General features: G+C 70.3%; 18 protein-coding genes and 1 pseudogene. 8 read left to right on the top strand and 11 right to left on the bottom strand.

Annotated features, from left to right (window positions below):
- Positions 1 to 68 precede the first annotated feature (68 nt).
- Positions 69 to 1013, top strand: a complete 945-nt coding sequence (locus tag GKQ77_RS09610) for a DMT family transporter (protein ID WP_219688286.1) — start codon at positions 69 to 71, stop codon at positions 1011 to 1013.
- Positions 1014 to 1051: 38 nt separating this feature from the next.
- On the opposite strand, the gene GKQ77_RS09605 is transcribed toward GKQ77_RS09610, so the two are convergent.
- Positions 1052 to 1957, bottom strand: coding sequence for an LURP-one-related family protein (locus tag GKQ77_RS09605; protein ID WP_219688285.1), 906 nt, complete (start codon positions 1955 to 1957; stop codon positions 1052 to 1054).
- Between the two features lie 60 nt (positions 1958 to 2017).
- Positions 2018 to 4075 (bottom strand): phosphocholine-specific phospholipase C, encoded by a 2058-nt coding sequence (locus GKQ77_RS09600; RefSeq protein WP_219688284.1) that lies wholly within the window; start codon positions 4073 to 4075, stop codon positions 2018 to 2020.
- A 244-nt stretch (positions 4076 to 4319) separates the two neighbouring features.
- Here GKQ77_RS09600 and GKQ77_RS09595 point away from each other — a divergent pair, with 244 nt between their 5' ends.
- The 3 genes from GKQ77_RS09595 to GKQ77_RS09585 all read left to right on the top strand — a co-directional run bounded on the left by GKQ77_RS09595 (position 4320) and on the right by GKQ77_RS09585 (position 6708).
- On the top strand, positions 4320 to 5522 hold the full coding sequence (locus GKQ77_RS09595) for a serine hydrolase domain-containing protein (protein ID WP_219688283.1): 1203 nt from the start codon (positions 4320 to 4322) through the stop codon (positions 5520 to 5522).
- Positions 5523 to 5586: 64 nt separating this feature from the next.
- The gene (locus GKQ77_RS09590; RefSeq protein ID WP_219688282.1) at positions 5587 to 6135 is read left to right on the top strand and encodes a DinB family protein; all 549 of its coding nucleotides are present in this window, start codon (positions 5587 to 5589) and stop codon (positions 6133 to 6135) included.
- A 72-nt stretch (positions 6136 to 6207) separates the two neighbouring features.
- Positions 6208 to 6708, top strand: coding sequence for an FBP domain-containing protein (locus GKQ77_RS09585; RefSeq protein ID WP_219688281.1), 501 nt, complete (start codon positions 6208 to 6210; stop codon positions 6706 to 6708).
- A 48-nt stretch (positions 6709 to 6756) separates the two neighbouring features.
- Here GKQ77_RS09585 and GKQ77_RS09580 read toward each other — a convergent pair whose 3' ends face one another.
- On the bottom strand, positions 6757 to 7146 hold the full coding sequence (locus GKQ77_RS09580) for a (2Fe-2S) ferredoxin domain-containing protein (RefSeq protein WP_219688280.1): 390 nt from the start codon (positions 7144 to 7146) through the stop codon (positions 6757 to 6759).
- A 7-nt stretch (positions 7147 to 7153) separates the two neighbouring features.
- Positions 7154 to 8494, bottom strand: coding sequence for a 6-phospho-beta-glucosidase (locus GKQ77_RS09575; protein WP_219688279.1), 1341 nt, complete (start codon positions 8492 to 8494; stop codon positions 7154 to 7156).
- 151 nt (positions 8495 to 8645) lie between these two features.
- Between GKQ77_RS09575 and GKQ77_RS09570 the strand changes: the two genes are divergently transcribed.
- Positions 8646 to 9980: an MFS transporter gene (locus GKQ77_RS09570; RefSeq protein WP_219688278.1), complete on the top strand. Its 1335-nt coding sequence runs from the start codon at positions 8646 to 8648 to the stop codon at positions 9978 to 9980.
- A gap of 62 nt (positions 9981 to 10042) precedes the next feature.
- On the opposite strand, the gene GKQ77_RS09565 is transcribed toward GKQ77_RS09570, so the two are convergent.
- The 4 genes and pseudogenes from GKQ77_RS09565 to GKQ77_RS09550 form a co-directional block, all read right to left on the bottom strand.
- Positions 10043 to 10516: a thioesterase family protein gene (locus GKQ77_RS09565; RefSeq protein WP_308117604.1), complete on the bottom strand. Its 474-nt coding sequence runs from the start codon at positions 10514 to 10516 to the stop codon at positions 10043 to 10045.
- A complete protein-coding gene (locus GKQ77_RS09560; protein WP_219688277.1) occupies positions 10513 to 11478 on the bottom strand; it encodes a 3-hydroxyacyl-CoA dehydrogenase NAD-binding domain-containing protein in 966 nt (321 codons plus the stop codon). Before GKQ77_RS09560 ends, GKQ77_RS09565 begins: the two co-directional genes overlap by 4 nt.
- Positions 11479 to 11617: 139 nt before the next feature.
- Positions 11618 to 12506: pseudogene (locus GKQ77_RS34095) on the bottom strand (beta-keto acid cleavage family enzyme).
- A 72-nt stretch (positions 12507 to 12578) separates the two neighbouring features.
- Entirely contained in the window at positions 12579 to 13436 is an 858-nt protein-coding gene (locus tag GKQ77_RS09550; RefSeq protein ID WP_219688276.1) for a TetR/AcrR family transcriptional regulator, read from the bottom strand.
- Between the two features lie 216 nt (positions 13437 to 13652).
- Here GKQ77_RS09550 and GKQ77_RS09545 point away from each other — a divergent pair, with 216 nt between their 5' ends.
- Positions 13653 to 14459: a restriction endonuclease gene (locus GKQ77_RS09545; protein ID WP_219688275.1), complete on the top strand. Its 807-nt coding sequence runs from the start codon at positions 13653 to 13655 to the stop codon at positions 14457 to 14459.
- A 32-nt stretch (positions 14460 to 14491) separates the two neighbouring features.
- On the opposite strand, the gene GKQ77_RS09540 is transcribed toward GKQ77_RS09545, so the two are convergent.
- The 3 genes from GKQ77_RS09540 to qcrB form a co-directional block, all read right to left on the bottom strand.
- Positions 14492 to 15550 carry a vWA domain-containing protein gene (locus GKQ77_RS09540; RefSeq protein WP_219688274.1) on the bottom strand — a complete coding sequence of 353 codons (1059 nt, stop codon included), beginning with the start codon at positions 15548 to 15550 and terminating at the stop codon, positions 14492 to 14494.
- 72 nt (positions 15551 to 15622) lie between these two features.
- Entirely contained in the window at positions 15623 to 16483 is an 861-nt protein-coding gene (locus GKQ77_RS09535) for a metallophosphoesterase family protein (protein WP_258021078.1), read from the bottom strand.
- Positions 16484 to 16509: 26 nt separating this feature from the next.
- A complete protein-coding gene (qcrB, locus tag GKQ77_RS09530) occupies positions 16510 to 18201 on the bottom strand; it encodes a cytochrome bc1 complex cytochrome b subunit (RefSeq protein ID WP_219688273.1) in 1692 nt (563 codons plus the stop codon).
- Between the two features lie 181 nt (positions 18202 to 18382).
- On the opposite strand from qcrB, the gene GKQ77_RS09525 reads away from it, so the two are divergent.
- Together GKQ77_RS09525 and GKQ77_RS09520 are read left to right on the top strand one after the other, a co-directional pair.
- Complete coding sequence (locus GKQ77_RS09525) at positions 18383 to 20389, top strand: serine/threonine protein kinase (RefSeq protein ID WP_308117602.1); 2007 nt, start codon at positions 18383 to 18385, stop codon at positions 20387 to 20389.
- Positions 20390 to 20467: 78 nt separating this feature from the next.
- Positions 20468 to 21264, top strand: a 797-nt coding sequence (locus GKQ77_RS09520) for a serine/threonine-protein kinase (protein ID WP_219688271.1), incomplete at its 3' end; no start/stop codon positions are given.

The raw sequence follows: 21264 nt of genomic DNA, 5'->3' as shown, positions 1-21264 counted from the left end.
CCCCTGCCCGCCCGCTCCGCCTCCTCTCCCGAACTCTCCCCCGAACTGATCGCCACGGGGGCCGGACAGTGAACGCCACGCTTCTCGCCGTCGCGCTCTCCCTCGTCTCGGCGGGTGCGTACGCCGCTGCCGCCGTCGCCCAGGAACGGCTCGCCTCGCGGGTCGCCGAGGGCGAGAGCGGGGTCCTGCGGATGCTCGGCAGCGGCACCTGGTGGTCGTCGGTCGGGCTCAACGCGGCCGCCGCGCTGCTGCACGTGGCCGCCCTGAAGTACGGACCGCTCACGCTGGTCCAGCCGCTGGGGGCGCTCACCCTCGTCGCCGCCGTGCCGCTCGGGGCGCGGCTCGCGGGGCGCCGGGTCACGCGCCTGGAGTGGCGCGGCACCGGGCTCACGCTCATCGGTCTAGGCGCGCTGCTCCTGACCGCTTCGGGACCGGCGCCCGACGACACGCTGACGGTGCCGGAGGCGCTGGTCGTGGCCGCCGCGACGATGGCGGTCATCGGGATGCTCTCCCGCCCGGGCGCACGGCCGGGGCTGCGGCACGCGACCGCGTCCGGCTTCGCCTCCGGGGTGGCGTCGGCGCTGACGCAGACCGTGACGGTCGCCGTGACCGACCGTTCGGGGCCGCTGCTCAGCCCGCAGGTCGTGATCGTGGCGCTGCTCGTCGCGGCGCTCGCCGCCGGGGGGCTGCTGCTCTCGCAGACCGCCTACCGGGGCGGCCTCGGCGCGCCGCTCGCCGTGGTGACCCTCTCCAACCCGGTGGCGGCCTCGGTCATCGGCGTGGCGCTGCTCGGCGAGCGGCTGCGGGGCGGCGCCGGCGGGATCCTGCTCGCCGTGGCGGGCGCGGCGGTGGCGGCGCTGGGGGTCATGGTGCTCACGCGCTCCCCGCGGGCCGTCGCGGGCGGCCCGGAGGCGGACTTGCTCGCGTCGATCCCCGTTCAGCCCGTGGAGCCGGGTGTCATGCGCGGGGTGAACGTGGCCGGTCTGGAACGCGCGGTGCCCCGCGCCCATTGAGGACGCGGGGCACCTGCGGTCTGTGCGCGGGGCGCTGATCACCCGAAGCCGCGGGAGTCCTGCTTGAGGGCCGTGTCGACCGTCAGGGCCGTCGCCACGACGAGGCTCAGGAGCGGCTCGGGCAGCTGGTAGTGGATCTGCAGGACGTAGTTGTCCGCGGTGGTGAACATGGTCTTGGCGAGACCTTCCCAGGTCTTCGTGATCCGGGCGACCTCGTTGTCCGCGTGGTCGACGATCGCGAAGTTCCAGGCACGCCAGTTCTCCGCCTTGATCGCGCCGACCTGCTGGCCGTTGACCATCATCGCGAAGTTGATCTTGCCGATCATGTTCTGCTGGACGATCTCGCCGACCGGCTGGCCGTCGGGCCGCTCGACGATCACCCGGGACTTCATGAACTTCCGCGGGCGGGTCAGCAGCAGCTGCGGCTGGCCGTACGCGTCGCGGATCTCCAGCTTGTGCGTCATGAACTGGTCGATGCTGGCGACGAAGCGCGCGATCTTCTTCAGCGTGCTCTGGCCGACCTGCACGACCGAGCCGAGCGTGTTGCCCGCCTGGTCCATCACGCTGTACTCGTTCGTCAGCTCGATGAGCTTGGCCTTCTGGTTGACCACAAGGACCGGCTCGGTGAACAGCGTGCCGCCGCCCTGGGCGTTCGGCGTGACGCCCGCCTGCTTCTGCACCTGGCGCTGCACCTTCGCCGGGTCGACCGCCGGGGGCGCCACCGGCGCGGCCTGCGGCTGGCCGAACTGGCCCTGCGGCTGCGCGAACTGGCCCTGCGGCTGGGCCGCCTGGGCCTGCGCGGGCTGCGGCACCTGCTGCTGCGGGACCTGTTGGGCCGGGCTGGTCTGCTGGGTCCACTGGGAGCCGTCCCACCAGCGGAGCTGCTGGGCGTTGCCCTGGGGATCCGGGTACCAGCCTGCAGGAGTGTTCGAATGCGTTGTCACCCGGGAGACCCTACCTTCCGTGTCCGGGACGTCCGCCAGTCCCTTTCTCAGCCCGTGTTCTCAGCCCGTGATGATCGCCGGGTCGCTCACGCCCGCCGCGCCGGTCTCCACGTGGCCCGCGAGCCGTCGCAGGTAGCCCGTGTCGGTGTCGGACTTCACCGTCAGGTCGTACCACCGCTTGGTCGCCCGCAGGTCGACGGTGTGCAGGACGGTGGCGCCCGCCTTGACCTTGAAGGTCTGGGGCGTGCCTCCGTAGGCGTTGGTCAGCGTGAGGTTCACGTCCGCGCTGCCCGCGTTCTTCAGGGTCAGCTTGAGGTTGCCGGTGGTCCGGTCGTGCCGGGCGGTGACCTCGGGGCCCGCTTTCTTGCCGGGGCCCTTGAACGTGCGCAGGAAGCCGTTCGGCCCGAACACCGACAGGTCGTACGCGTCCTTGGAGTACGCCGAGTTCCAGGTGTCGGAGATGGTCTTGCCCGCTTCCGTGGTGTACGTCCAGGGGCCGTCGGTGCGGTTGGCGGAGCGGACGTGGAAGCAGACGCCCGCCTTGTCCCCGCCGCCGAACGTCAGCGTGAACTTGCCGGCGGCCGCGTCCGCGCTGCCGTCCACCAGGGGCGCGTAGGGCAGGGCGCGGGCCAGGCGGGCGCCGCGCTCCTGCTTGGGCAGGGCCGGGTTCGCGGGCGCCTTCGGCACGTAGTCGGGGTGGCGCTTGTTGTCCGGCGGCTCGTACGCGGCGGTGTCGGGCAGCTGTGCCGGGTCCGTGTCCTTGCCGCTGAAGTCGAACGCGGAGGTCAGGTCGCCGCAGATCGCGCGCCGCCAGGGCGAGATGTTCGGTTCCTTGACGCCGAAGCGCCGCTCCATGAACCGGATGATCGACGTGTGGTCGAAGACCTCCGAGTTCACGAAGCCGCCGGTGCTCCACGGCGAGACGACGATCATCGGGACGCGCTGGCCGAGGCCGTAGTGCCCGGCCGCGTAGGAGGAGTTGCCCGGGAAGTAGTCCAGCGTGGTGTCGACGGTGGACTTGCCCTGGGCGGCGTCCTTGGGCACGTACGGCGGGACGATGTGGTCGAAGTAGCCGTCGTTCTCGTCGTAGGTGATGAAGAGCGCGGTCTTGGCCCACACCTCGGGGTTGGAGGTGAGCGCGTCGAGGACCTGCGCGATGTACCAGGCGCCGTAGTTCACCGGCCAGTTGGGGTGCTCGGTGAAGGCCTCGGGGCAGGCGATGTAGGAGACCTGCGGGAGCCTGTCCGCCTTCACGTCGGCGGTGAGGATGTCGAAGTAGCCGTCGCCCGCCTTGACGTTGGTGCCGGTGCGGGCCTTGTCGTAGAGCGGGTCGCCGGGCTTGGCGGTGCGGAACTTGTTGAAGTACAGGAGCGAGTTGTCGCCGTAGTTGCCCCGATAGGCGTCGTCGATCCAGCCCCAGTGGCCTGCCGCGTCCAGGCCGTCGCCGATGTCCTGGTACACCTTCCAGGAGACGCCCGCCTGCTCCAGGCGCTCGGCGTACGTCGTCCAGTCGTAGCCCAGTTCCTGGTTGCCGAGGACCGGGCCGCCGCCCTTGCCGTCGTTGCCGACGTGACCGGTGAGCATGTAGTAGCGATTGGGGTCCGTGGCCCCGATGAACGAGCAGTGGTAATCGTCACAGATGGTGAACGCGTCGGCGAGGGCGTAGTGGAACGGGATGTCGTCCCGCTTGAGGTAGGCCATCGTCCGCTCGGACTTCGCGGGGATCCACTGGTCGTACTTGCCGTTGTTGAACGCCTTGTGGCCGCCGGCCCAGTCGTGGTCGAGGCCCGCGATGAACTGCATGCCGAGGTCCTTGGCGTCGGGGTGGAAGGGCAGGACCTCCTTGCCGGCGCTCGGCTGGTTCCAGACGGGCTTGCCGTTCGGCAGCGTCACCGGGCGGGGGTCACCGAAGCCGCGTACGCCCTTCATCGTCCCGAAATAGTGGTCGAAGGACCGGTTCTCCTGCATCAGCACCACGACGTGCTCGACGTCCTGGAGGGTGCCGGTGGCGCGCCTGGCGGGCAGGGAGGCGGCGCGGGCGATGCTCTGGTTGAGCATGGCGTAGGCCGCGGTGCCGCCGGCCAGCTGCATGAAACGGCGCCGATTGAGTTCAGTCATGAATGAGTCGACCTCATGTGGTGTGGGGACGCGAGCGGGTGAAGTGTGCCAAGGGGAGCAAGCGATACGGAAGGGCTCGTGACCGGCGGGTGAAGAGAAGTCCAACCTCTGGTGGGCGGGGCGGGGGACGGCTCCCGTGGCGAATGCGGCGCGGGGGTTTCCCGGTCTTCGCACAGGGGTAGGTGCGGTGGCCAACCATGCGGGACGATGGGGCGCCGATCCGTCCCGACGCCGGGGAGAGTCCATGTCTGTGCGCGTCCACGGCACCTGCGCGCCCGGCTTCGAGCGCGTACGCGAGGAATTCGAGCGGAACTTCACCGAGCGCGGCGATCTGGGGGCGGCCGTCGCGGCCACGGTCGACGGCGTCTTCGTCGTGGACCTGTGGGGCGGTGCAGCCGACCGGGCGGGCGCGCGCCCGTGGGAGCGCGACACCCTGGTGAACGTGTACTCCACGACCAAGGGGATGACGGCTCTCTGCGCCCATCTGCTTGTGGAGCGCGGCGAGCTGGAGCTGGACGCGCCGGTCGCGCGGTACTGGCCGCGGTTTGCCGCGGCGGGCAAGGCGGACATTCCGGTGCGGTGGCTGCTGAGCCACCGCGGCGGGCTCATTGCACCCCAGGAGCCGATGGGGCGCGATGCCGTGTACGACTGGGAGAGGGTCACCGGGGCCCTGGCGGACAGCGCGCCGTGGTGGCGGCCGGGCGCCGCGCAGGGCTATCACGCGATGACGTTCGGCTTCCTGGTCGGCGAGCTGGTGCGGCGGGTCAGCGGGGTCTCGCTCGGCGCCTTTCTGCGCTCCGAGGTGACCGGGCCGCTGGACGCCGACGTGTTCGTCGGCACGCCGGAGAGCGAGCAGCGGCGGTGCGCGGACATGGCACCGGCCCTGAGCGCGGCGGGCGGGACCCTGTCGGCGGGCAGCGCCTTCGGCCGGCTTCCCGCGCCGCCGGTGGGCGGTCTCGACGAGCATCCGCTGGCGCCGCTCACCCTGGCGCTCGGCTATCTGCCGCTCGGCGACGTGAACAGCGCGGCCTACCGCGGCGCGGAGATCCCGGCCGCCAACGGCCACGCCACCGCGCGCGGACTCGCCACGGTGTACCGGGAGCTGGCGGGCGGCCGCCTGCTCGCCGCCGAGACGTTGGAGCGGCTGCGCACGCTGCAGAGCGGGGCCGACGAGCCGGACCTGGTGCTGCGCGCGGCCACCCCGCTCGCCGAGACGTGGCAGTGGGGGCTTGGCTTCATGCTCAACCAGTACGGGCAGGCGGGCCCCAACCCGCGCGCGTTCGGGCATGGCGGCGCGGGCGGGTCGTACGCCTTCGCCGACCCGGAGAACCGCGTCTCGTACGCGTACACGATGAACCGCATGGGCGCGGGGACGTCCGGTGAGGATTTGCGGAGCATCCATCTGGTCGGCGCGCTCTACAAGTCACTGCGGGACCAGGGCAAGTGACGGGCCATCGGTTTTCCGGGGGGGCGGGGCAGGCGCCGCCGAGGCAGGGGCAGATGATGAGGACATGACCTCACACAGGCGAGCCGCCTTCTTCACCGGCGCGGAGACCGACCCCCGCTCCGGTGACCCCACGACCGGCGACGAGCGCGCGATGCTCGTCCACATCCTGCGCAGCCACCGCACGACGCTGGAGATCAAGTGCGCGGGCCTGGCAGGGGAGTTGGACCGGCGTGCCGTGGAGCCCTCCGCGCTGTCCCTGCTCGGCCTCGTCCGCCACCTCACCGATGTGGAGCGCCGCTGGTTCCGCAAGGGCCTCGCCGGACAGGACGCCGAGCCGCTCTACGCCACGCCGGACAACGCGGACCAGGACTTCGACGGCGCGGTGGCGGACCCGGACGCCGTCGCCGCGGCCTGGGCGGCCTGGCGCGCGGAGGTGGAGTTCTCCGAGACGTTCACCGCCGAGGCGGCCGACCTCGACGTCACGGGACAGGACCCCTGGCTCGGCGCGATCTCGCTGCGGTGGGTCCTGCTCCACATGATCGAGGAGTACGCGCGTCACAACGGCCACGCGGATCTGATCCGGGAGCGGATCGATGGCGCGGTGGGGCTGTGACGTGCGAGGGGACCCAGAGAAGCGGGGAAAAATAAGAGGACGTTCCGTATATCCGTTGATATCTTCCGGATCATGGAACCCGTCAGTGAAAAAGAGATCCGCGCCTCCTTCGTGAACTGTTCGAAGGGCGAGGCGAGCAGGCTCACGCTGCCGACGGACTTCGCCGAGACCCCCTGGCCGGACCTGGACTTCCTCGGCTGGCGCGACCCCAAGGCCCCCGAGCGCGGCTACGCGGTGACGTGGCGGGACGGCAAGCCCGTCGGCATCGCGCTGCGCGCGTCGAGCGGGCCGCGCAAGAGCCTGCTCAAGTCCAGCATCTGCTCGGTCTGCGTGACCCCGCAGTCCGGCTCGGGCATCACGCTTCTCGTGGCCCCCAAGGCCGGCGCGGCGGGCCGCCAGGGCAACTCGGTGGGCCTGTACATCTGCGCCGACCTGGCCTGCTCCCTCTACGTACGAGGAAAGAAGACGACGGTGCTGGCCCGCCGCCTGGAGGAGAGCCTGTCGCCGCAGGAGCAGAACGCCAGGACCCTGCGGAACCTGCACGGCTTCGTGGACCAGGTCCTCGCCGGCTAGGCGGGCCTCTCCTCCCGGCGCGGGCAAGGAAGGCCCCTCCCGCCCCGGCTATACGGCGCGCGGATCCACCAGTTGCAGCGCCAGCGTCGGTGACGGCTCCGCGAGGCCGGGGCCGCCCGCCTCCGCCCAGGCGAGTATCTCCTCCAGCGACTGGTCGTCCGTGACGAAGCCGACCCAGGCCGCACGGCCGCCGCGCCTGCGCCCCTCGTACGAGGGCTGGACGACGACGATGTTGGCCTGGCCGCACGGCCCGAGGCAGTCGCTCGTACGCACCGCGAACCGGCCCCGCGAGGCCGCCGCGGCGGACCGCAGCCGCTCCAGCTGCCAGGCGTGGTCGATGCCGGGGTTCTTGCGCGCGTCGCCGCAGCAGCAGCCCCGGCACACGACGAGCGTGCAGGGGCGGCGGGCGGCGGCACCGATGGAGACGACGGGACTCATGTCGTGATCATCTCAGGTATGCGAGACCGGGGTGCACGTCGCGGTAGCCGTCCGCCAGGCGCCGGGCGACCGTCACCGAGTCGACGAGCGGATGCAGCGCGAACGCCTTGACCGCGGTGGCGAGCGACCCGCTCTCCGCCGCGGCGAGCACCTCGCGCTCGACGGCCTTCACGGAGCAGACCAGGCCGGTGGCGTGGCCGGGCAGCGGGGCGACGGACATCGGGTGGGCACCGTTGGCGTCTACGGAGCACGGCACCTCGATGACGGCGTCCGCGTCCAGGGCGGCGAGGGTCGTGCCGTTGCGGACGTTGAGGATCAGCGTCGCCCGTTCGTCGCGCGCGATGGCCCGCATCAGAGCGAGCGCGACCTTCTCGTACCCGCCGGACTCCAGGTCCTCCTCGGCCCGCTCCCCCACGCCCGCCGCTTCCCTGTTCTCGGCCATGTACGCCGCCTCGCGCTCGGCGAGGGTGTCGTGCCAGGCCTTGAGGGCGGGGGTGTCGGGGTGGCGCATGTCGTCGTAGAAGAGCGCCTGCTGGCCGCGGAGGAAGGCGCCGCGGGTCAGCTCGGCCTGCTGGTAGGCGCGCACGGTGTCGCGGTTGAAGTAGTAGTAGTGCAGGTATTCGTTGGGGATGGCGCCGAGCGACTGGAGCCAGTCGGCGCCGAAGAGCCTGCCCTGCTCGAAGGAGACGAGGAGTTCCGGGTCGGCGAGCAGGCGCGGCAGCTCGTCGCGGCCCGCGATGTGCAGGCCGCGCAGCCAGCCGAGGTGGTTGAGACCCACGTAGTCGACGAAGGCGTCGTCAGGGTTGTGGCCGAGGACCTGCGCGACCCGGCGGCCGAGACCCACCGGCGAGTCGCAGATGCCGATGACGCGGTCGCCGAGGTGACGCGACATGGCCTCGGTGACAAGACCCGCGGGGTTGGTGAAGTTGATGACCCAGGCCTCCGGGGCGAGCCGGGCGACGCGCCGGGCGATGTCCACGGCGACGGGCACGGTCCGCAGGCCGTACGCGATACCGCCCGCGCCGACCGTCTCCTGCCCGAGTACGCCCTCGGCGAGGGCGACGCGCTCGTCGGCGGCCCGCCCCTCGAGACCGCCGACGCGGATGGCGGAGAAGACGAAGTCGGCATCGAGCAGTGCCTCGTCGAGGTCGGTGGTGGCGGTGACGAAGGGCGCGTCCGGCACCCCCACGGCCTGCTCCGCGAGGACGCGCGCGACGGCGCTGAGCCGCCCGGCGTCCAGGTCGTGCAGGACGACATCGGTGACGCGGCCCTCGGTGCGGTCGCCGAGGAGGGCCCGGTACACGAGCGGCACGCGGAAACCGCCTCCGCCGAGAATTGTCAGCTTCACGTCTTCAACCGCCTTCTGTCGGGCCACTGCTGCCGGGACTCACGTTACGTACGAGGACGCGGCGCCGTTCGACCCCGGGCTGCGACCACGGGCCGTGTCCGGATGACGGACCGACGTGTAGGGCGCTACCTCGCAGGGGAAGGTCGTGATCATGACACAGCACGACCAGCAGGATCAGCACGACCAGCAGGATCAGCACGACCAGCAGGTCACCGATGGCTCCCCCGCCCACACGCGGCGCCCGATACGGCAGTTGCTCGCCGCGTCGGTCGGCAACGCCGTGGAGTGGTACGACTGGTACGCCTACACCTTCCTCGCCACCTACATCGCCGACCAGGTCTTCCCCAAGGGCGCGGGAAACTCCCTGGTGCCGCTGCTCTCCACGTTCGCCGTCTTCGCCGTCGGCTTCTTCATGCGGCCGGTGGGCGGTCTGCTCATGGGCGCCGTCGCCGACCGGCGCGGCAGGCGGGCCGCACTGACCATCACGATCCTCTTGATGGGCGGCAGCAGCCTGCTGGTCGGCCTGACGCCGACATACGCGTCCGTCGGGGTGCTCGCGCCGGTCGTGCTGGTCGCGGCGCGGCTGCTCCAAGGGCTCTCCGTGGGCGGGGAGTTCGCCGCCTCTACGACGTTCCTGGTGGAGTCGGCGGGTCCGGGGCGGCGCGGCCTGTTCTCCAGTTTCCAGTACGTCTCCACGACCGCGGGCCAGCTGGCCGCGTCGGGCGTCGCGGCCGTGCTGGTCGCCACGCTCTCCGAGGGCCAGATGGACGGCTGGGGCTGGCGGCTGCCGTTCCTGCTCGGGGCGGTGCTCAGTCTGGTCGGCTTCTGGATCAGGCAGGGCGCGTACGAGACACACCCGGCGCCCGCCGAAGAGGGCGAGCGCCCCGGGCTCTTCGACGCGCTGCGCCGGCACCCGCGCCAGTCGCTGCTGATCTGCGGCATCACGGCGGGCGGCACCATCGCCTACTACACGTGGACGTCGTACCTGCCGACGTACGCCGAGCTGAACACCGACATCAGCAAGGGCCAGGCGCTGCTCGCGGGCACGCTCTCGCTCGCGTTCTTCGCCCTGCTCCAGCCGGTCGGCGGAGCGCTCTCCGACCGGGTGGGGCGCAGGCCGCTGCTGCTGTTCTTCGGCATCGGCTTCGCGGTCCTGAGCGTGCCGCTGCTCAAGTCCCTTTCCGGGTCGTTCGGTTCGCTGCTGCTCGTGCAGTGTGCGGGGATGGTGCTGCTCACCGGGTTCACGTCGATCTCGGCGGCGGTGAACGCGGAGGTGTTCCCGGCGAGGGTGCGGGCGGCCGGGATCGGGTTTCCCTACTCGCTGACGGTGGCACTGTTCGGCGGCACGGCCCCGTACGTGGGCACCCTGTTCAAGGAGATCGGCTCCCCGGGGCTCTTTCCCGTGTACGTGGCCGTGCTGTGCCTCGTGTCATCGGTGGTCTACCTGCGCCTGCCGGAAACGGCCCACAAGGAACTGGACCGCTGAGCCCCCGGCGTCCCGGCAGGGGCGCGGGGAACTGCGCGACCAGCCACAGCGCACCCGCACATTCACACGACGACGATCGACCTCCCCGCCCACTCCGGGGCAGCTTCCACGAGCCCGGTCAGGCGCGCGCGGATCTCATCCGGAAAGACCGCCGCGCGCCCCCCGTGCTGGTCGACGTGGACCGCGAGCAACTCCGTCGTAGCCACCGGCGCCGCACCCGGGGCGGGCTCGGCGCCGACGCCTTCGACGACGTACATCTCGTGCGTGAACCGCGCCTTCTTGGCGTCCACGCCGAGGACGCGGGTGCGAAGGGCGAGGTGAGCACCCTCGGCGACGTCCCTGAGGTACCGGACGTGTGCCTCGACGGTGTAGAGGGAACAGCCGGTGGCCTCGCGGTAGCCCGCGTGCAGACCCGTCTCGATCATCATCGCGTCGGTGGCGTGGCCGAAGACAAGGACGTAGAAGGCCTCGCTCATATGGCCGTTGTAGTCGATCCACTCGGGCCGGACCTGTCGATGGAGCAGGGGCAGGGTCACTGGGTCTCCTTCCGCTGCTGGGGCAGACGCCCCGTCGCCCGCAGTACGTCGATGACCCCCTGGTCACGCTCGGCGACCAGGTCCGCGATGGTGCGGCCCGCGGCCTCCTCGTCACATCCGGCGACGACGGCGTCGTAGAGCTTCTTGTCGAGTTCCGGCGCCTCCAGACGTGTCCAGGGTGATTTCAGGGAGGGGCCGAAGTGGTCGAGCATGTGCGCCATGCCGCCCTCGCCGCCCGCGAGCGCGAAGGTGAGCATGGGGCCCATGAACGCCCAGCGCAGGCCGGGGCCCTCGGTGATGGAGTCGTCGATCTCCTGGACGGTGGCCTCGCCGTTGGCGACCATGTGCAGGGCCTCGCGCCAGAGGGCTTCCTGGAGGCGGTTGGCGATGAAGCCGGGCACCTCGCTCTTCATCGTGATGACGGATTTGCCCGCGACCTCGTAGAACCGGGACGCCCAGGCCACGGCGGCGTCGTCGGTCCGCTCACCGCCGACGACCTCGACGAGGGGGATCAGGTACGGCGGGTTGAAGGGGTGCCCGACGACGAGGCGGCCGGGGTCGGCGGCCTCGGTCTGCATGTCGGTCATCGGGTAGCCGGAGGTGGAGGAGGCGATGACGACGCCGGGGGGCGTGGCGGCGTCGAGTTCGGCGAGCAGGTCGCGCTTGAGCTCCAGCTTCTCGGGGGCGCTCTCCTGCACGAACTGCGCGTCGGCGACGGCCTCTTCCAGGGTCGCGGCGACGGTAAGCCGCTCCAGCGAGGCCCCTTCGGCGAGCCCGAGCTGACGCAAGGCAGGCCAGGCGCCCTCAACAAGCCGCCCCAGCCGCTGCTCGGCGCCGGGGGCGGGGTCCCAGGCGGTCACGTCATAACCCCGCCCAAGAAAATGTGCGACCCACCCCCCGCCGATAACGCCGGCGCCGATACAGGCGACGCGGCGGACTTCTTCTGGGTTGATTGGGATCATGGAGGGCTCCATTTCTGGCTGTGGGGGGGCGTGCCTGGAAGGGGCGCGGGGAACTGCGCGACCAGCCACAGCGCACCGCGGGAAGCAAGGCAGACCCGCGGGCACGCAGACCCGCAGACCCGCAGAAAACAACCGCCAACTACCGCCGGAGGCCCAGCTTCAGCCGAGCCTCATCCGGTGTGGCCACACTCGACCCCAGGGACTCAACAATCCGCACCGCCCGCTCCACAAGCTCCGCGTTCGTCGCCTTGTTGCCCTTGCCCAGATAGAGATTGTCCTCAAGCCCGACCCGGACCTGCCCACCGAGCAGAACGGACTGGGTGACCCACGGCATCTGCATCCGACCGAGCGCGAAACTGGCCCACTGCGCACCCTCCGGCAACATGTTGACCATGGCCTGCAGCACGCCGGGGTCCGCGGGCGCACCCCACGGAACGCCCATGCAGAGCTGGAAGACGGTGGGCTCGTCGAGCAACCCCTCCGCCAGGAGCTGCTTGGCGAACCACAGCTGACCCGTGTCGAAGATCTCCAACTCGGGCCGCACTCCCAGCTCCTGGATGCGCTTGGCACCCTGACGGGAGCATGTCGGGGGTGGAGACGTAGAGGTTGCTGCCGTCACCGAAGTTGAGCGAGCCGCAGTCGAGGGTGCAGATGTCGGGCAGCAGCTCCTCGACGTGCGGGAGCCGGTCGAGGCCGCTGACGAGATCCGTGCCGGGCAGGTGCTTGAGCGGCTCGTCGGGGTCGATGACGAGGTCGCCGCCCATGCCCGCCGTCAGGTTGATGATGACGTCCGTGCCCGTCTCCTTGATGCGCTCGACGACCTCGCGGTACAGGCGCGGGTCACGGGAGGGGTCGCCGCTCTCGGGGTCACGCACGTGGATGTGCACGACGGCGGCCCCCGCCTCGGCGGCCTGCACCGCGGACGTGGCTATCTGTTCGGGCGTGACGGGCACGTGCGGGCTCTTGCGCACGGTGTCGCCCGCGCCGGTCAGGGCGCAGGTGATGATGACGTTGTCGTTCACGGGCATACGGAACTCTCCCTCGGGGGCGCAGTGGAGGTACGGGAACGGCCGGCACAAGGACGGCCGATACAAGGACGGTCACGGAAGAAGCGTCGCGTCGACATACGCGACAAGCGCCCCGTGCATGTCATCGGGGCTCGTACCACCCCCACCGGACACCGAGGCAAGGACCTGCGCGGCGAGCCCGTCGATCAGCGCGGTCAGCCGAAGAGCCACAGCCTCGGGGTCGGCATCGGGGTCGGCGGGGCGGAAGACGCCCTCGGCGATACCGCGCCGGATGACGTCGGCGACGGTGGCGCGCCACTGCCGGTAGTAGTCGGTGTGCAACCGCCCCACGGCGGTGGAACGCGCGGCCTCCGCCCACAGGTCGAGCCAGACGCTCCACTGCCACCGCTGCCGCGCGGTCCGCGGGATCTGGAGCTCGATGAGCTGGCGCAGCTCGTCGGCGGTGTCGGCGGCGTCCGCGACGCGGGCGGCGCGCCGCGCGGTGTCCTCGTCGATGCACCAGCGCACGGCGGCTTCGAGGAGGTCGTCGCGGCCCGGGAAGTGGTAGTGGATGGCGGCGCTGCTGGTGTCGCAGGCCGCGGCGATGTCCTGGACCCGGACGGCGTGGAAGCCGTGCTCCGCGATGAGGCGCACGGTCTCGCGCACGATCTGGAGGGGCCTGCCGCCCTCCGGCAGCGGCGCGCCGCCGCGCCGGGGCCGTGCCGGCGGCGCGGCGTCCGGGGTGCCGAGGAGCCAGCCCGCGTCGACGCCGCCGGTCGCCGCGACGCGGGCCAGCTCGGCGGCGGTGAACCGGCGTGTGCCGCTGAGGGAGCGGGAGAGTTTGGAGGGGTCCATGACGATCCGGCGCGCGAACTCCCGCTGGGTCACGCCCGCGTCGGCGATGACCTTGCGCACGCGCTCGGCCACGTCGTCCCGCTGCTCTGGCTGCATGGTGGGCCACGGTACATATGCGTTGCGATAACCACAACATGAGTACGCTCAATAGCCCCCTACCACCCGCCCTCTATGCGTGATTGCGATGCTGACTGATGAGTCAGTCGCTCCCCGCACGGCATCGAACACCCTTTTAGCCGTGTCGATCTTGGGCATCCGGAAACAAGTGATCTTCGCCGGCGTCCGCTGAGGCGTCCACCGTGAGGGAGTGCAATGACCGTACCCACGCGCCCCGTTCGACGCAGGGACCGTCGGCGGCGCTTCGATCTGCGCACGACCGCCCTCTTCTTCGTGCTCCTGGCCGTCATCCTGTGCGGCGCGGCGTTCCTGGTCCGCGCCGCGGCACACATGGTCGAGAGCAACCCGCTGTGGATCGGCATACTCGCCACCGTGGGCCTCGCCGCCGCCTTCCTCGGCCGGTCCAGGTGGCGCCGCTTCTCCGCGGCGCGGTACGCGCGCCGTGCCGCCGAGGCCCTGGACGAGGCGGCCGAGCAGGCCGCCGAGATCCTCGAGCCGCCGCGGGGCACGCCCGGCACTCTCGCACCCGAGAGCATCCCCGCACCCGAGAGCGCCCTCGCACCGGAGAGCACCCTCGTCCTGGAGTGCGAGGAGAGCACACGGGTCGACTACACCGCACTCGACGCCGACGGCTTCGAGCAGGCGATAGCCGACCTGTGTGCACGTGACGCGTGCCAGGAGGTGGCTGTGGTGGGCGGCGCCTGCGACTTGGGCGCGGACGTCCTGGCGGTGACCCCCGACGGGCGCAGGATCGTCATCCAGTGCAAGCGCTACGGCGAGGAGAACAAGGTCGGCTCCCAGGACCTTCAGCGCTTCGGCGGCACCTGCTTCACCGTCCACGAGGCCGATGTCGCGGCGCTCGTCACGACGAGCGACTTCACCGCCCCCGCCCTGGAGTACGCGCAGCAGTGCGGAATAGTCTGCGTGAACGGCGCGGAGCTGGAGGCCTGGTGCGAAGGCACCGGGCCGAGCCCCTGGGAGCTGGTGGCCGTCGACGCCTGAGGGCGGTGCTCGGAGCATCCCGAGGGTGGTGCTCAGAGCATAATGAGCAGACGCGTATTCGGCTTCAGTTTCCTGTTCACCGAACGACTCTGCACATAGACCTCCAGCTTGGGATTGTTGCCCGCCTTTACCGAGACGGTCCCCTGAATTCCCGAACCGAACAGAAGGCTGCGTGCCGCGTCGCCCGTATAGGCGCGGTCGGTGTCCTTCTCCACCACGATGACTTCCTTGTTCGGCTGGACCTGGGCGCGGGCGCCCAATTGGTAATAGCACGCTCCGCGTTCGTACGTCACGCCCGGATGTGAGTCGACGAAGGGGCGGATCTCGACCTCTTTGTCGACCTTCAAGAGCCGGTACTTGTTCGCCGGAATCGGTTCGAGGTTCGCCCGGACCTCGTCGATCGATATGTCCTGGCCGACGGCGAAGAGGTTCTTCGTGCCGCGCACGCCCTGCTCGCGGGCGCGCAGGAAGCTGGTGGCGGCGGCGCGCACGGTGCCTATCGCCTCCTCGACGCCCTCCTTCGAGTCCGCGTCCCAGATGGCGATGTTCCCGGCCGGGAAGCCGTAGTTCTGCGCGGTGCGCTTGGCCAGGGAGTTCGGGACGAGGATCGCGGAGGTCCAGTGGTCGGGCAGCCCGCCCATCTTCGCCGTGATCCTGTCGAGCCAGGGGCCGAGGATGGTCATGTCGCCGTCGTGGCGCCGGTCGCCGCCGGAGGCGTTCTCCTCGCCGTCCGTCACCACGATCTGCAGGAAGCTGTGCTCGCCGTACTCCTCCCATATGTGTCCCAGGTCGTCCAGGGACTTCAGAGAGGCCTCGATGAGTGCCGTCGCCCCATTGTTCACCTGGTACAGCCCCCGCATCGACGGCAGGTGCTTCACATCCATGTCCCAGACCAGATTCTCCACCCTGTGGTCGAAGGAATAGAGGCTGATACGGGTTTCGTGGCCGAGGCTGTCCGATTCGGCTTTCAGCCCCGCCACGAACTCGTCGACGACCCGCACGAGTTGATGCTCATGCGGACGCATGGAACCCGAAGCGTCCACTACCAGCGCGACGTGATTCACCTTGTGCTGAATCCTGTTGGCGGACATGCTGCTGCTCCTTCTCCCCAGGCTTACCGAGTGATTTCACTCTATGGGGAGGCACTGACAACGGCCCTCCGCTCAGCCCTTCGCCGGCGTCGGCGCCGGCAGGATCTGGCGCAGGTGCGGGTCGGGGTGGAAGTCCCTGCGCCACTCGCGGGGGTAGCCGACGGACGCCTCCACATGCGGCACGCCGTCGTGCCAGGTGGTGCGCGGGATGTGCAGATGGCCGTAGACGACGGCCGCCGCGTCGTACTTCACGTGCCAGTCCGCGGTCAGCTCCGTGCCGCACCACAGGGCGAACTCGGGGTAGCGCAGGATCCGGGTGGGCTCGCGCAGCAGGGGCCAGTGGTTGATGAGAACGGTGGGCATGCCGGCGGGCCGCTCGGCGAGGCGCTCCTCGGTGAGCTTGACCCGGGCCCGGGACCAGTCGTCGCGGGTCGCGTAGGGGTCGGGGTGCAGGAAGTACTCGTCGGTGCAGACGACGCCCGCCTCGTGCGCGACCGCGAGGGCCTCCTCCTTGGTGTGCGTCCCCTCGGGGCGGAAGCTGTAGTCGTAGAGGAGGAACAGGGGGGCGACGGCGACGGGCCCGCCCGCGCCGCGCCACACCGGGTAGGGGTCCTCGGGGGTGGCGACGCCCAGCTCGCGGCAGAGCGCGACGAGGTGCTGGTAGCGCTCCTCGCCGCGCAGCTGGACCGGGTCCTCCTTGGGGGTCCACAGCTCGTGGTTGCCGGGCGACCACACCACCTTGGCGAACCGCCCGGCGAGCGTGCGCAGCGTCCATTCGATGTCGTCCATGCGTTCGGCCACGTCACCGGCGACGATCAGCCAGTCCCCGTCGGTCTCCGGCCGGATGGACTCGACGTACTTCCTGTTCTCCGCGTACGCGACGTGCAGGTCGCTGACCGCCAGCAGCTTCGGAGTGCTCTCGGATGCCATCATCGTGCGAGGCTAACCGAGTTGCCGCGTCAGTGGTGATCTCCCTCGCCCCGCTGGATCGCCAGGTACTCCTCCGCCGTCGCCTTGGGCACCTGCGCCTTGGGGCCGTACATGGCGCGGGAGAGGCGCGAGCGCACGCGTGCGGAGCGGGGGACCTTGCGGACCACGCCGTTGGCGTCGACCAGGGGGCCTATCTCGTAGGGCTGGGGCTGTTCGTGGGCGGTCAGGCGGTACAACTCCTCCTGCGGCAGCGGCTCGTGGATTTCGACGTACTCGCCGTGCGGGAGGCGTTTGATGGTGCCGGTCTCCCGGCCGTGCAGAACCTTCTCGCGGTCCCTGTGCTGGAGGCCGAGGCAGATCCGGTGGGTGATGACGAAGGCGAGGACGGGCGCCACGAAGAAGGCGATCCGCACGAACCACGTGATGGCGTTGATCGACAGGTGGAAGTGCGTGGCGACGACGTCGTTGCCGCCGCCGATCAGCAGCACGAAGTACAGCGTCAGCCAGGCGACGCCGAACCCGGTGCGCACCGGTGTGTTGCGGGGCCGGTCCGCGATGTGGTGCTCCCGCTTGTCGCCCGTGACCCAGGCCTCGACGAACGGATAGACCGCGATCGCCATCATGATCAGCGGGAAGAGCGCGAAGGGGATGAAGACACCCAGGGCGAGCGTGTGCCCCCAGATGTTGATCTCCCAGGCGGGCATCACCCGGATCAGCCCCTCGGAGAAGCCGAGGTACCAGTCGGGCTGGGCGCCGGTGGAGACCGTGTCGGGGCGGTAGGGGCCGATCGCCCAGACCGGGTTGATGGAGGCGACCGCGCCCATGATGGCGAGCACGCCGAAGACGAGGAAGAAGAAGCCGCCCGCCTTGGCGATGTAGACGGGCAGGAACGGCGCGCCGACCACGTTCTTCTCGGTCTTTCCCGGGCCGCCGAACTGGGTGTGCTTGTGGTAGAAGACGAGGATCAGGTGGGCCACGACCAGCCCGAGCATGATGCCGGGCAGCAGCAGGATGTGGATCGGGTAGAACCGCGCCACGATGTCCTCGCCCGGGAACTCCCCGCCGAACAGGAAGAAGGCGAGATACGTCCCCACCACGGGGATCGACAGGATCGCGCCGTGCGCGAAGCGGACGCCGGTGCCGGAGAGCAGGTCGTCCGGGAGCGAGTATCCGGTGAGACCGGTGATGATGGCGAGCATCAGCAGGGTCCAGCCGAAGAGCCAGTTGATCTCGCGTGGCTTGCGGAAGGCGCCGGTGAAGAACACCCGCATCATGTGGACCATCATGCCCGCGACGAAGACGAGTGCCGACCAGTGGTGGATCTGCCGGATCAGCAGACCGCCGCGCACCTCCAGGCTGATCTCCAGCGTCGACTCGAAGGCCCGGGACACCTGGAGGCCCTTGAGCGGCACATACGGCCCGTCGTAGGTGACCTCGGCCATGCTCGGTTCGAAGAAGAGGGTCAGATAGGTGCCGGTGAGGATCAGGATCAGGAAGCTGTAGAGGCAGATCTCGCCGAACATGAACGACCAGTGGTCCGGAAAGACCTTGCGCATATTGCTCTTGGCCAGGGTGTGGATGCCGAGGCGGCCGTCCGCCCAGTCCGCGACCCGCTCGCCCCTGCCGGACCGCCCCGCTCGTCCCGGTTGCCCCGGTTGCCCCGGTCGTCCTGGTTGCCCTGCTTGCCCGCTCGGTCCGGTGCGCTCGATGCTTCCGCTCATGCGACTCCCTTTCAGGCGGCTATCCAGACTAGGCCGCATGTACGACGTATCCAACAGAGCCTTTTGTGACAACTGGCCGCCACCCGCCACCCGTTCACCTCAGGAGGTACCGCTCGCATCCCTCACCGCCCCAGGCCCTGATCCACCGGACACGCCCCGCCCCATCCGCTACGGTCCTGCCGTGGACCCATTGATCAGCGAAGACCCGTCTCATATAGGCCCGTACCGCCTGATCGCCCGCCTCGGCGCGGGCGGCATGGGACTGGTCTACCTGGGGCGCTCGGATGTCGGCCGGACCGTCGCGGTGAAGGTCGTGCAGGCCGAGTACGCCAAGGACCCCGAATTCCGGCGCCGGTTCGCCCACGAGGTCGCGGCCGCACGGCGGGTCGGCGGGGCCTGGACGGCGGCCGTGCTCGACGCCGACACCGAGGCGCAGGTGCCGTGGGTGGCGACGCAGTACGTCGCCGGGCCGTCGCTGCAGGACGTGGTGGCACGGGACTTCGGGCCGCTTCCGGAGTCCTCGGTACGTTCCCTCGCGGGCGGACTGGCACGGGCGTTGACCGGCATCCATGCGGCGGGGCTGATTCACCGGGACCTCAAGCCGGGCAACGTCCTGGTCACGGTGGACGGGCCGCGGGTCATCGACTTCGGCATCGCGCGGGCGCTGGAGACCCTGGCCGAGGGCGCCATGACCAGGACCGGCGCAGTGATCGGATCGCCCGGCTTCATGTCGCCGGAGCAGGTGCGAGGGCTGCGGCTCACTCCGGCCTCCGACATCTTCTGTCTGGGCTCCGTCCTCGCGTACGCCGCCACCGGCCGCTCTCCCTTCGGGACGGTGGACAGCGGCCTGCACGCGCTGATGTTCCGGGTGGCGACAGAAGAACCAGACCTCGACGGCATACCGGAGCCCGTTCTCGGGCTCGTACGGGAGTGCCTGCAGAAGGACCCCGGCGCGCGGCCCACCCCCCAGGACGTCATGGCTCGCACCGCCACGGATCCTGACGAGCTGTGGCTCCCGGAGAGGGTGCTCAGTCAACTGGGCCGCCACTCCGCACAGTTGCTGGACTACACCCCCGGCCAGGCCCACGAGCCGACAGCCGTCTCCGGCCCAGCTGCTCCGGTTCCGCCCCCCGCACCGGCCGAGGCGCCGGCTGCCACGCCCACGTATCCGAGTCCTCAACCCGCCTGGCAGGTCCCCACACAAGCGGCCACGCATGTGCCCCCACCGCCGGCCGCACCCGCCCTGCGCGACGCACCCACCAGCGCGGCCCACAACTCTCCGGCCCCCACCGGGTCGCGTCGGCGCCGCATTGTCGTGGCCGCATCGGCCGCCACCGCCCTCGCCGTACTCGCGGGCCTGCTCTTCGTGATCCGCCCTTGGGACAACAGCGGCGATGGCGGAGGCGAGAAGAGCAAGACCAGCACCCTGCCCGCGAAGTTCGCCGGTACCTGGCAGGGCGCGTTCAAGGGCGACACGTCCGTCCCGGCCCATCTCGTCCGCCTCAAAGTCACCAAGGGCGGGCGCGGCGACAAGGTCGCCGAGTACTCCCAGCGGTTCGGTGGCCACGTGTGCGTCTACAGCAGCCGCCTCACCGCCGTGTCGGGCAGCGCGACGGTCAAGGTGGGCAAGGGAACGCTGGAGCGCGTCGAGCCGAAGGCCGCCGACGAGTTGTGCGACGAGGAGCGGCTCGCGATGACCCTCAAGAACCCGCTCGACGACACTTTTGAGCTGGTGACGGGCGAGGCGTCCTCCATGATCGTCACAAAGGACCTGTTGAGCGATCCGGGCACCAAGGTGCTCGAGCCCTTCCGTGGCACCTGGAGCGGTGACCTCGGCATGAAATTCGACTCGGGGGACGAGTACGAGTTGGACCTCGACGTGACGATCGTCGGGCCGGGGGAACAGGGCGTGGTCTTCCGCAGCAAGGAGGAAGGCAAGACCTGCCACTACGTCACCGAGCCGTTCTCCCTCACGGACGACGACGGGGTACACACGCTGCACACCACCCCAGCGACACTCCGTGAGGACGCCAAGTCCGAGAAAGGCTGCCCCGATGGCGGCCCGCTCCTGGACCTCGAACTCAACAACGTCGGCGTAGAGATCGACTACATCTTCGTGCACATGCTCCGCCCGCTCCACGGGGACTCAGGGACGCGCTCCGGCTCGCTGTACAAGCCAACCGACTGATCCGCCGAACCGCCAATGTGCCGCTGGCGCTCGCCCATTCCCCATCTCCGTTCAGAGCCCATCGACTAGGGTCCTGCCGTGGACCCACTGATCACCGAAGACCCGAGTCACATAGGCCCGTACCGCCTGATCGCCCGCCTCGGCGCGGGCGGCATGGGACTGGTCTACCTGGGCCGTTCGGATGTCGGCCGGACCGTCGCGGTGAAGGTCGTGCAGGCCGAGTACGCCAAGGACCCGGAATTCCGGCAACGGTTCGCCCACGAGGTGGCCGCCGCACGGCGGGTCGGCGGGGCCTGGACGGCGGCCGTGCTCGACGCCGACACCGACGCCCAGGTGCCGTGGGTGGCCACGCAGTACGTCGCCGGGCCGTCCCTCCAGGACGTGGTGGCGCGGGACTTCGGCCCGCTTCCGGAGCCTTCGGTACGCGCCCTCGCGGGCGGACTGGCACAGGCGCTGACCGACATCCACACGGCGAGCCTGATCCACCGCGACCTCAAACCGGGCAACGTCCTGATCACCATCGACGGGCCCCGCGTCATCGACTTCGGCATCGCACGGGCCCTGGAAACCATCGCCGAGGGGGCGATGACGCGCACCGGCGCGGTCATCGGATCGCCCGGCTTCATGTCACCGGAACAGGTACGGGGGCAGCGCCTCACCTCCGCCTCCGACATCTTCTGCCTCGGCTCGGTCCTCGCCTACGCCGCCACCGGACGCTCTCCCTTCGGGACCGTGGACAGCGGCCTGCACGCGCTGATGTTCCGGGTCGCGGAGGAAGAACCCGACCTCAGCGGCGTACCGGAGTCCCTGCTCGGACTCGTACAGCAGTGCCTGCAGAAGGACCCGGCCCTCCGGCCCACCCCCCAGGACATCGC

Origin of the sequence: Streptomyces anatolicus (genome assembly GCF_019400875.1) — a bacterium.
GTDB lineage: Bacteria > Actinomycetota > Actinomycetes > Streptomycetales > Streptomycetaceae > Streptomyces > Streptomyces anatolicus.
This window is presented reverse-complemented; position numbering and strand designations above follow the sequence as displayed.

Coding starts and splice junctions, on each gene's coding strand:
- GKQ77_RS09600 (WP_219688284.1), bottom strand. CDS start 4,075: ATGACTGAACTCAATCGGCGCCGTTTCATGCAGCTGGCCGGCGGCACC.
- GKQ77_RS09595 (WP_219688283.1), top strand. CDS start 4,320: ATGTCTGTGCGCGTCCACGGCACCTGCGCGCCCGGCTTCGAGCGCGTA.
- GKQ77_RS09590 (WP_219688282.1), top strand. CDS start 5,587: ATGACCTCACACAGGCGAGCCGCCTTCTTCACCGGCGCGGAGACCGAC.
- GKQ77_RS09585 (WP_219688281.1), top strand. CDS start 6,208: ATGGAACCCGTCAGTGAAAAAGAGATCCGCGCCTCCTTCGTGAACTGT.
- GKQ77_RS09580 (WP_219688280.1), bottom strand. CDS start 7,146: ATGAGTCCCGTCGTCTCCATCGGTGCCGCCGCCCGCCGCCCCTGCACG.
- GKQ77_RS09570 (WP_219688278.1), top strand. CDS start 8,646: ATGACACAGCACGACCAGCAGGATCAGCACGACCAGCAGGATCAGCAC.
- GKQ77_RS09560 (WP_219688277.1), bottom strand. CDS start 11,478: ATGATCCCAATCAACCCAGAAGAAGTCCGCCGCGTCGCCTGTATCGGC.
- GKQ77_RS09550 (WP_219688276.1), bottom strand. CDS start 13,436: ATGCAGCCAGAGCAGCGGGACGACGTGGCCGAGCGCGTGCGCAAGGTC.
- GKQ77_RS09545 (WP_219688275.1), top strand. CDS start 13,653: ATGACCGTACCCACGCGCCCCGTTCGACGCAGGGACCGTCGGCGGCGC.
- GKQ77_RS09540 (WP_219688274.1), bottom strand. CDS start 15,550: ATGTCCGCCAACAGGATTCAGCACAAGGTGAATCACGTCGCGCTGGTA.
- GKQ77_RS09535 (WP_258021078.1), bottom strand. CDS start 16,483: ATGATGGCATCCGAGAGCACTCCGAAGCTGCTGGCGGTCAGCGACCTG.
- qcrB (WP_219688273.1), bottom strand. CDS start 18,201: ATGAGCGGAAGCATCGAGCGCACCGGACCGAGCGGGCAAGCAGGGCAA.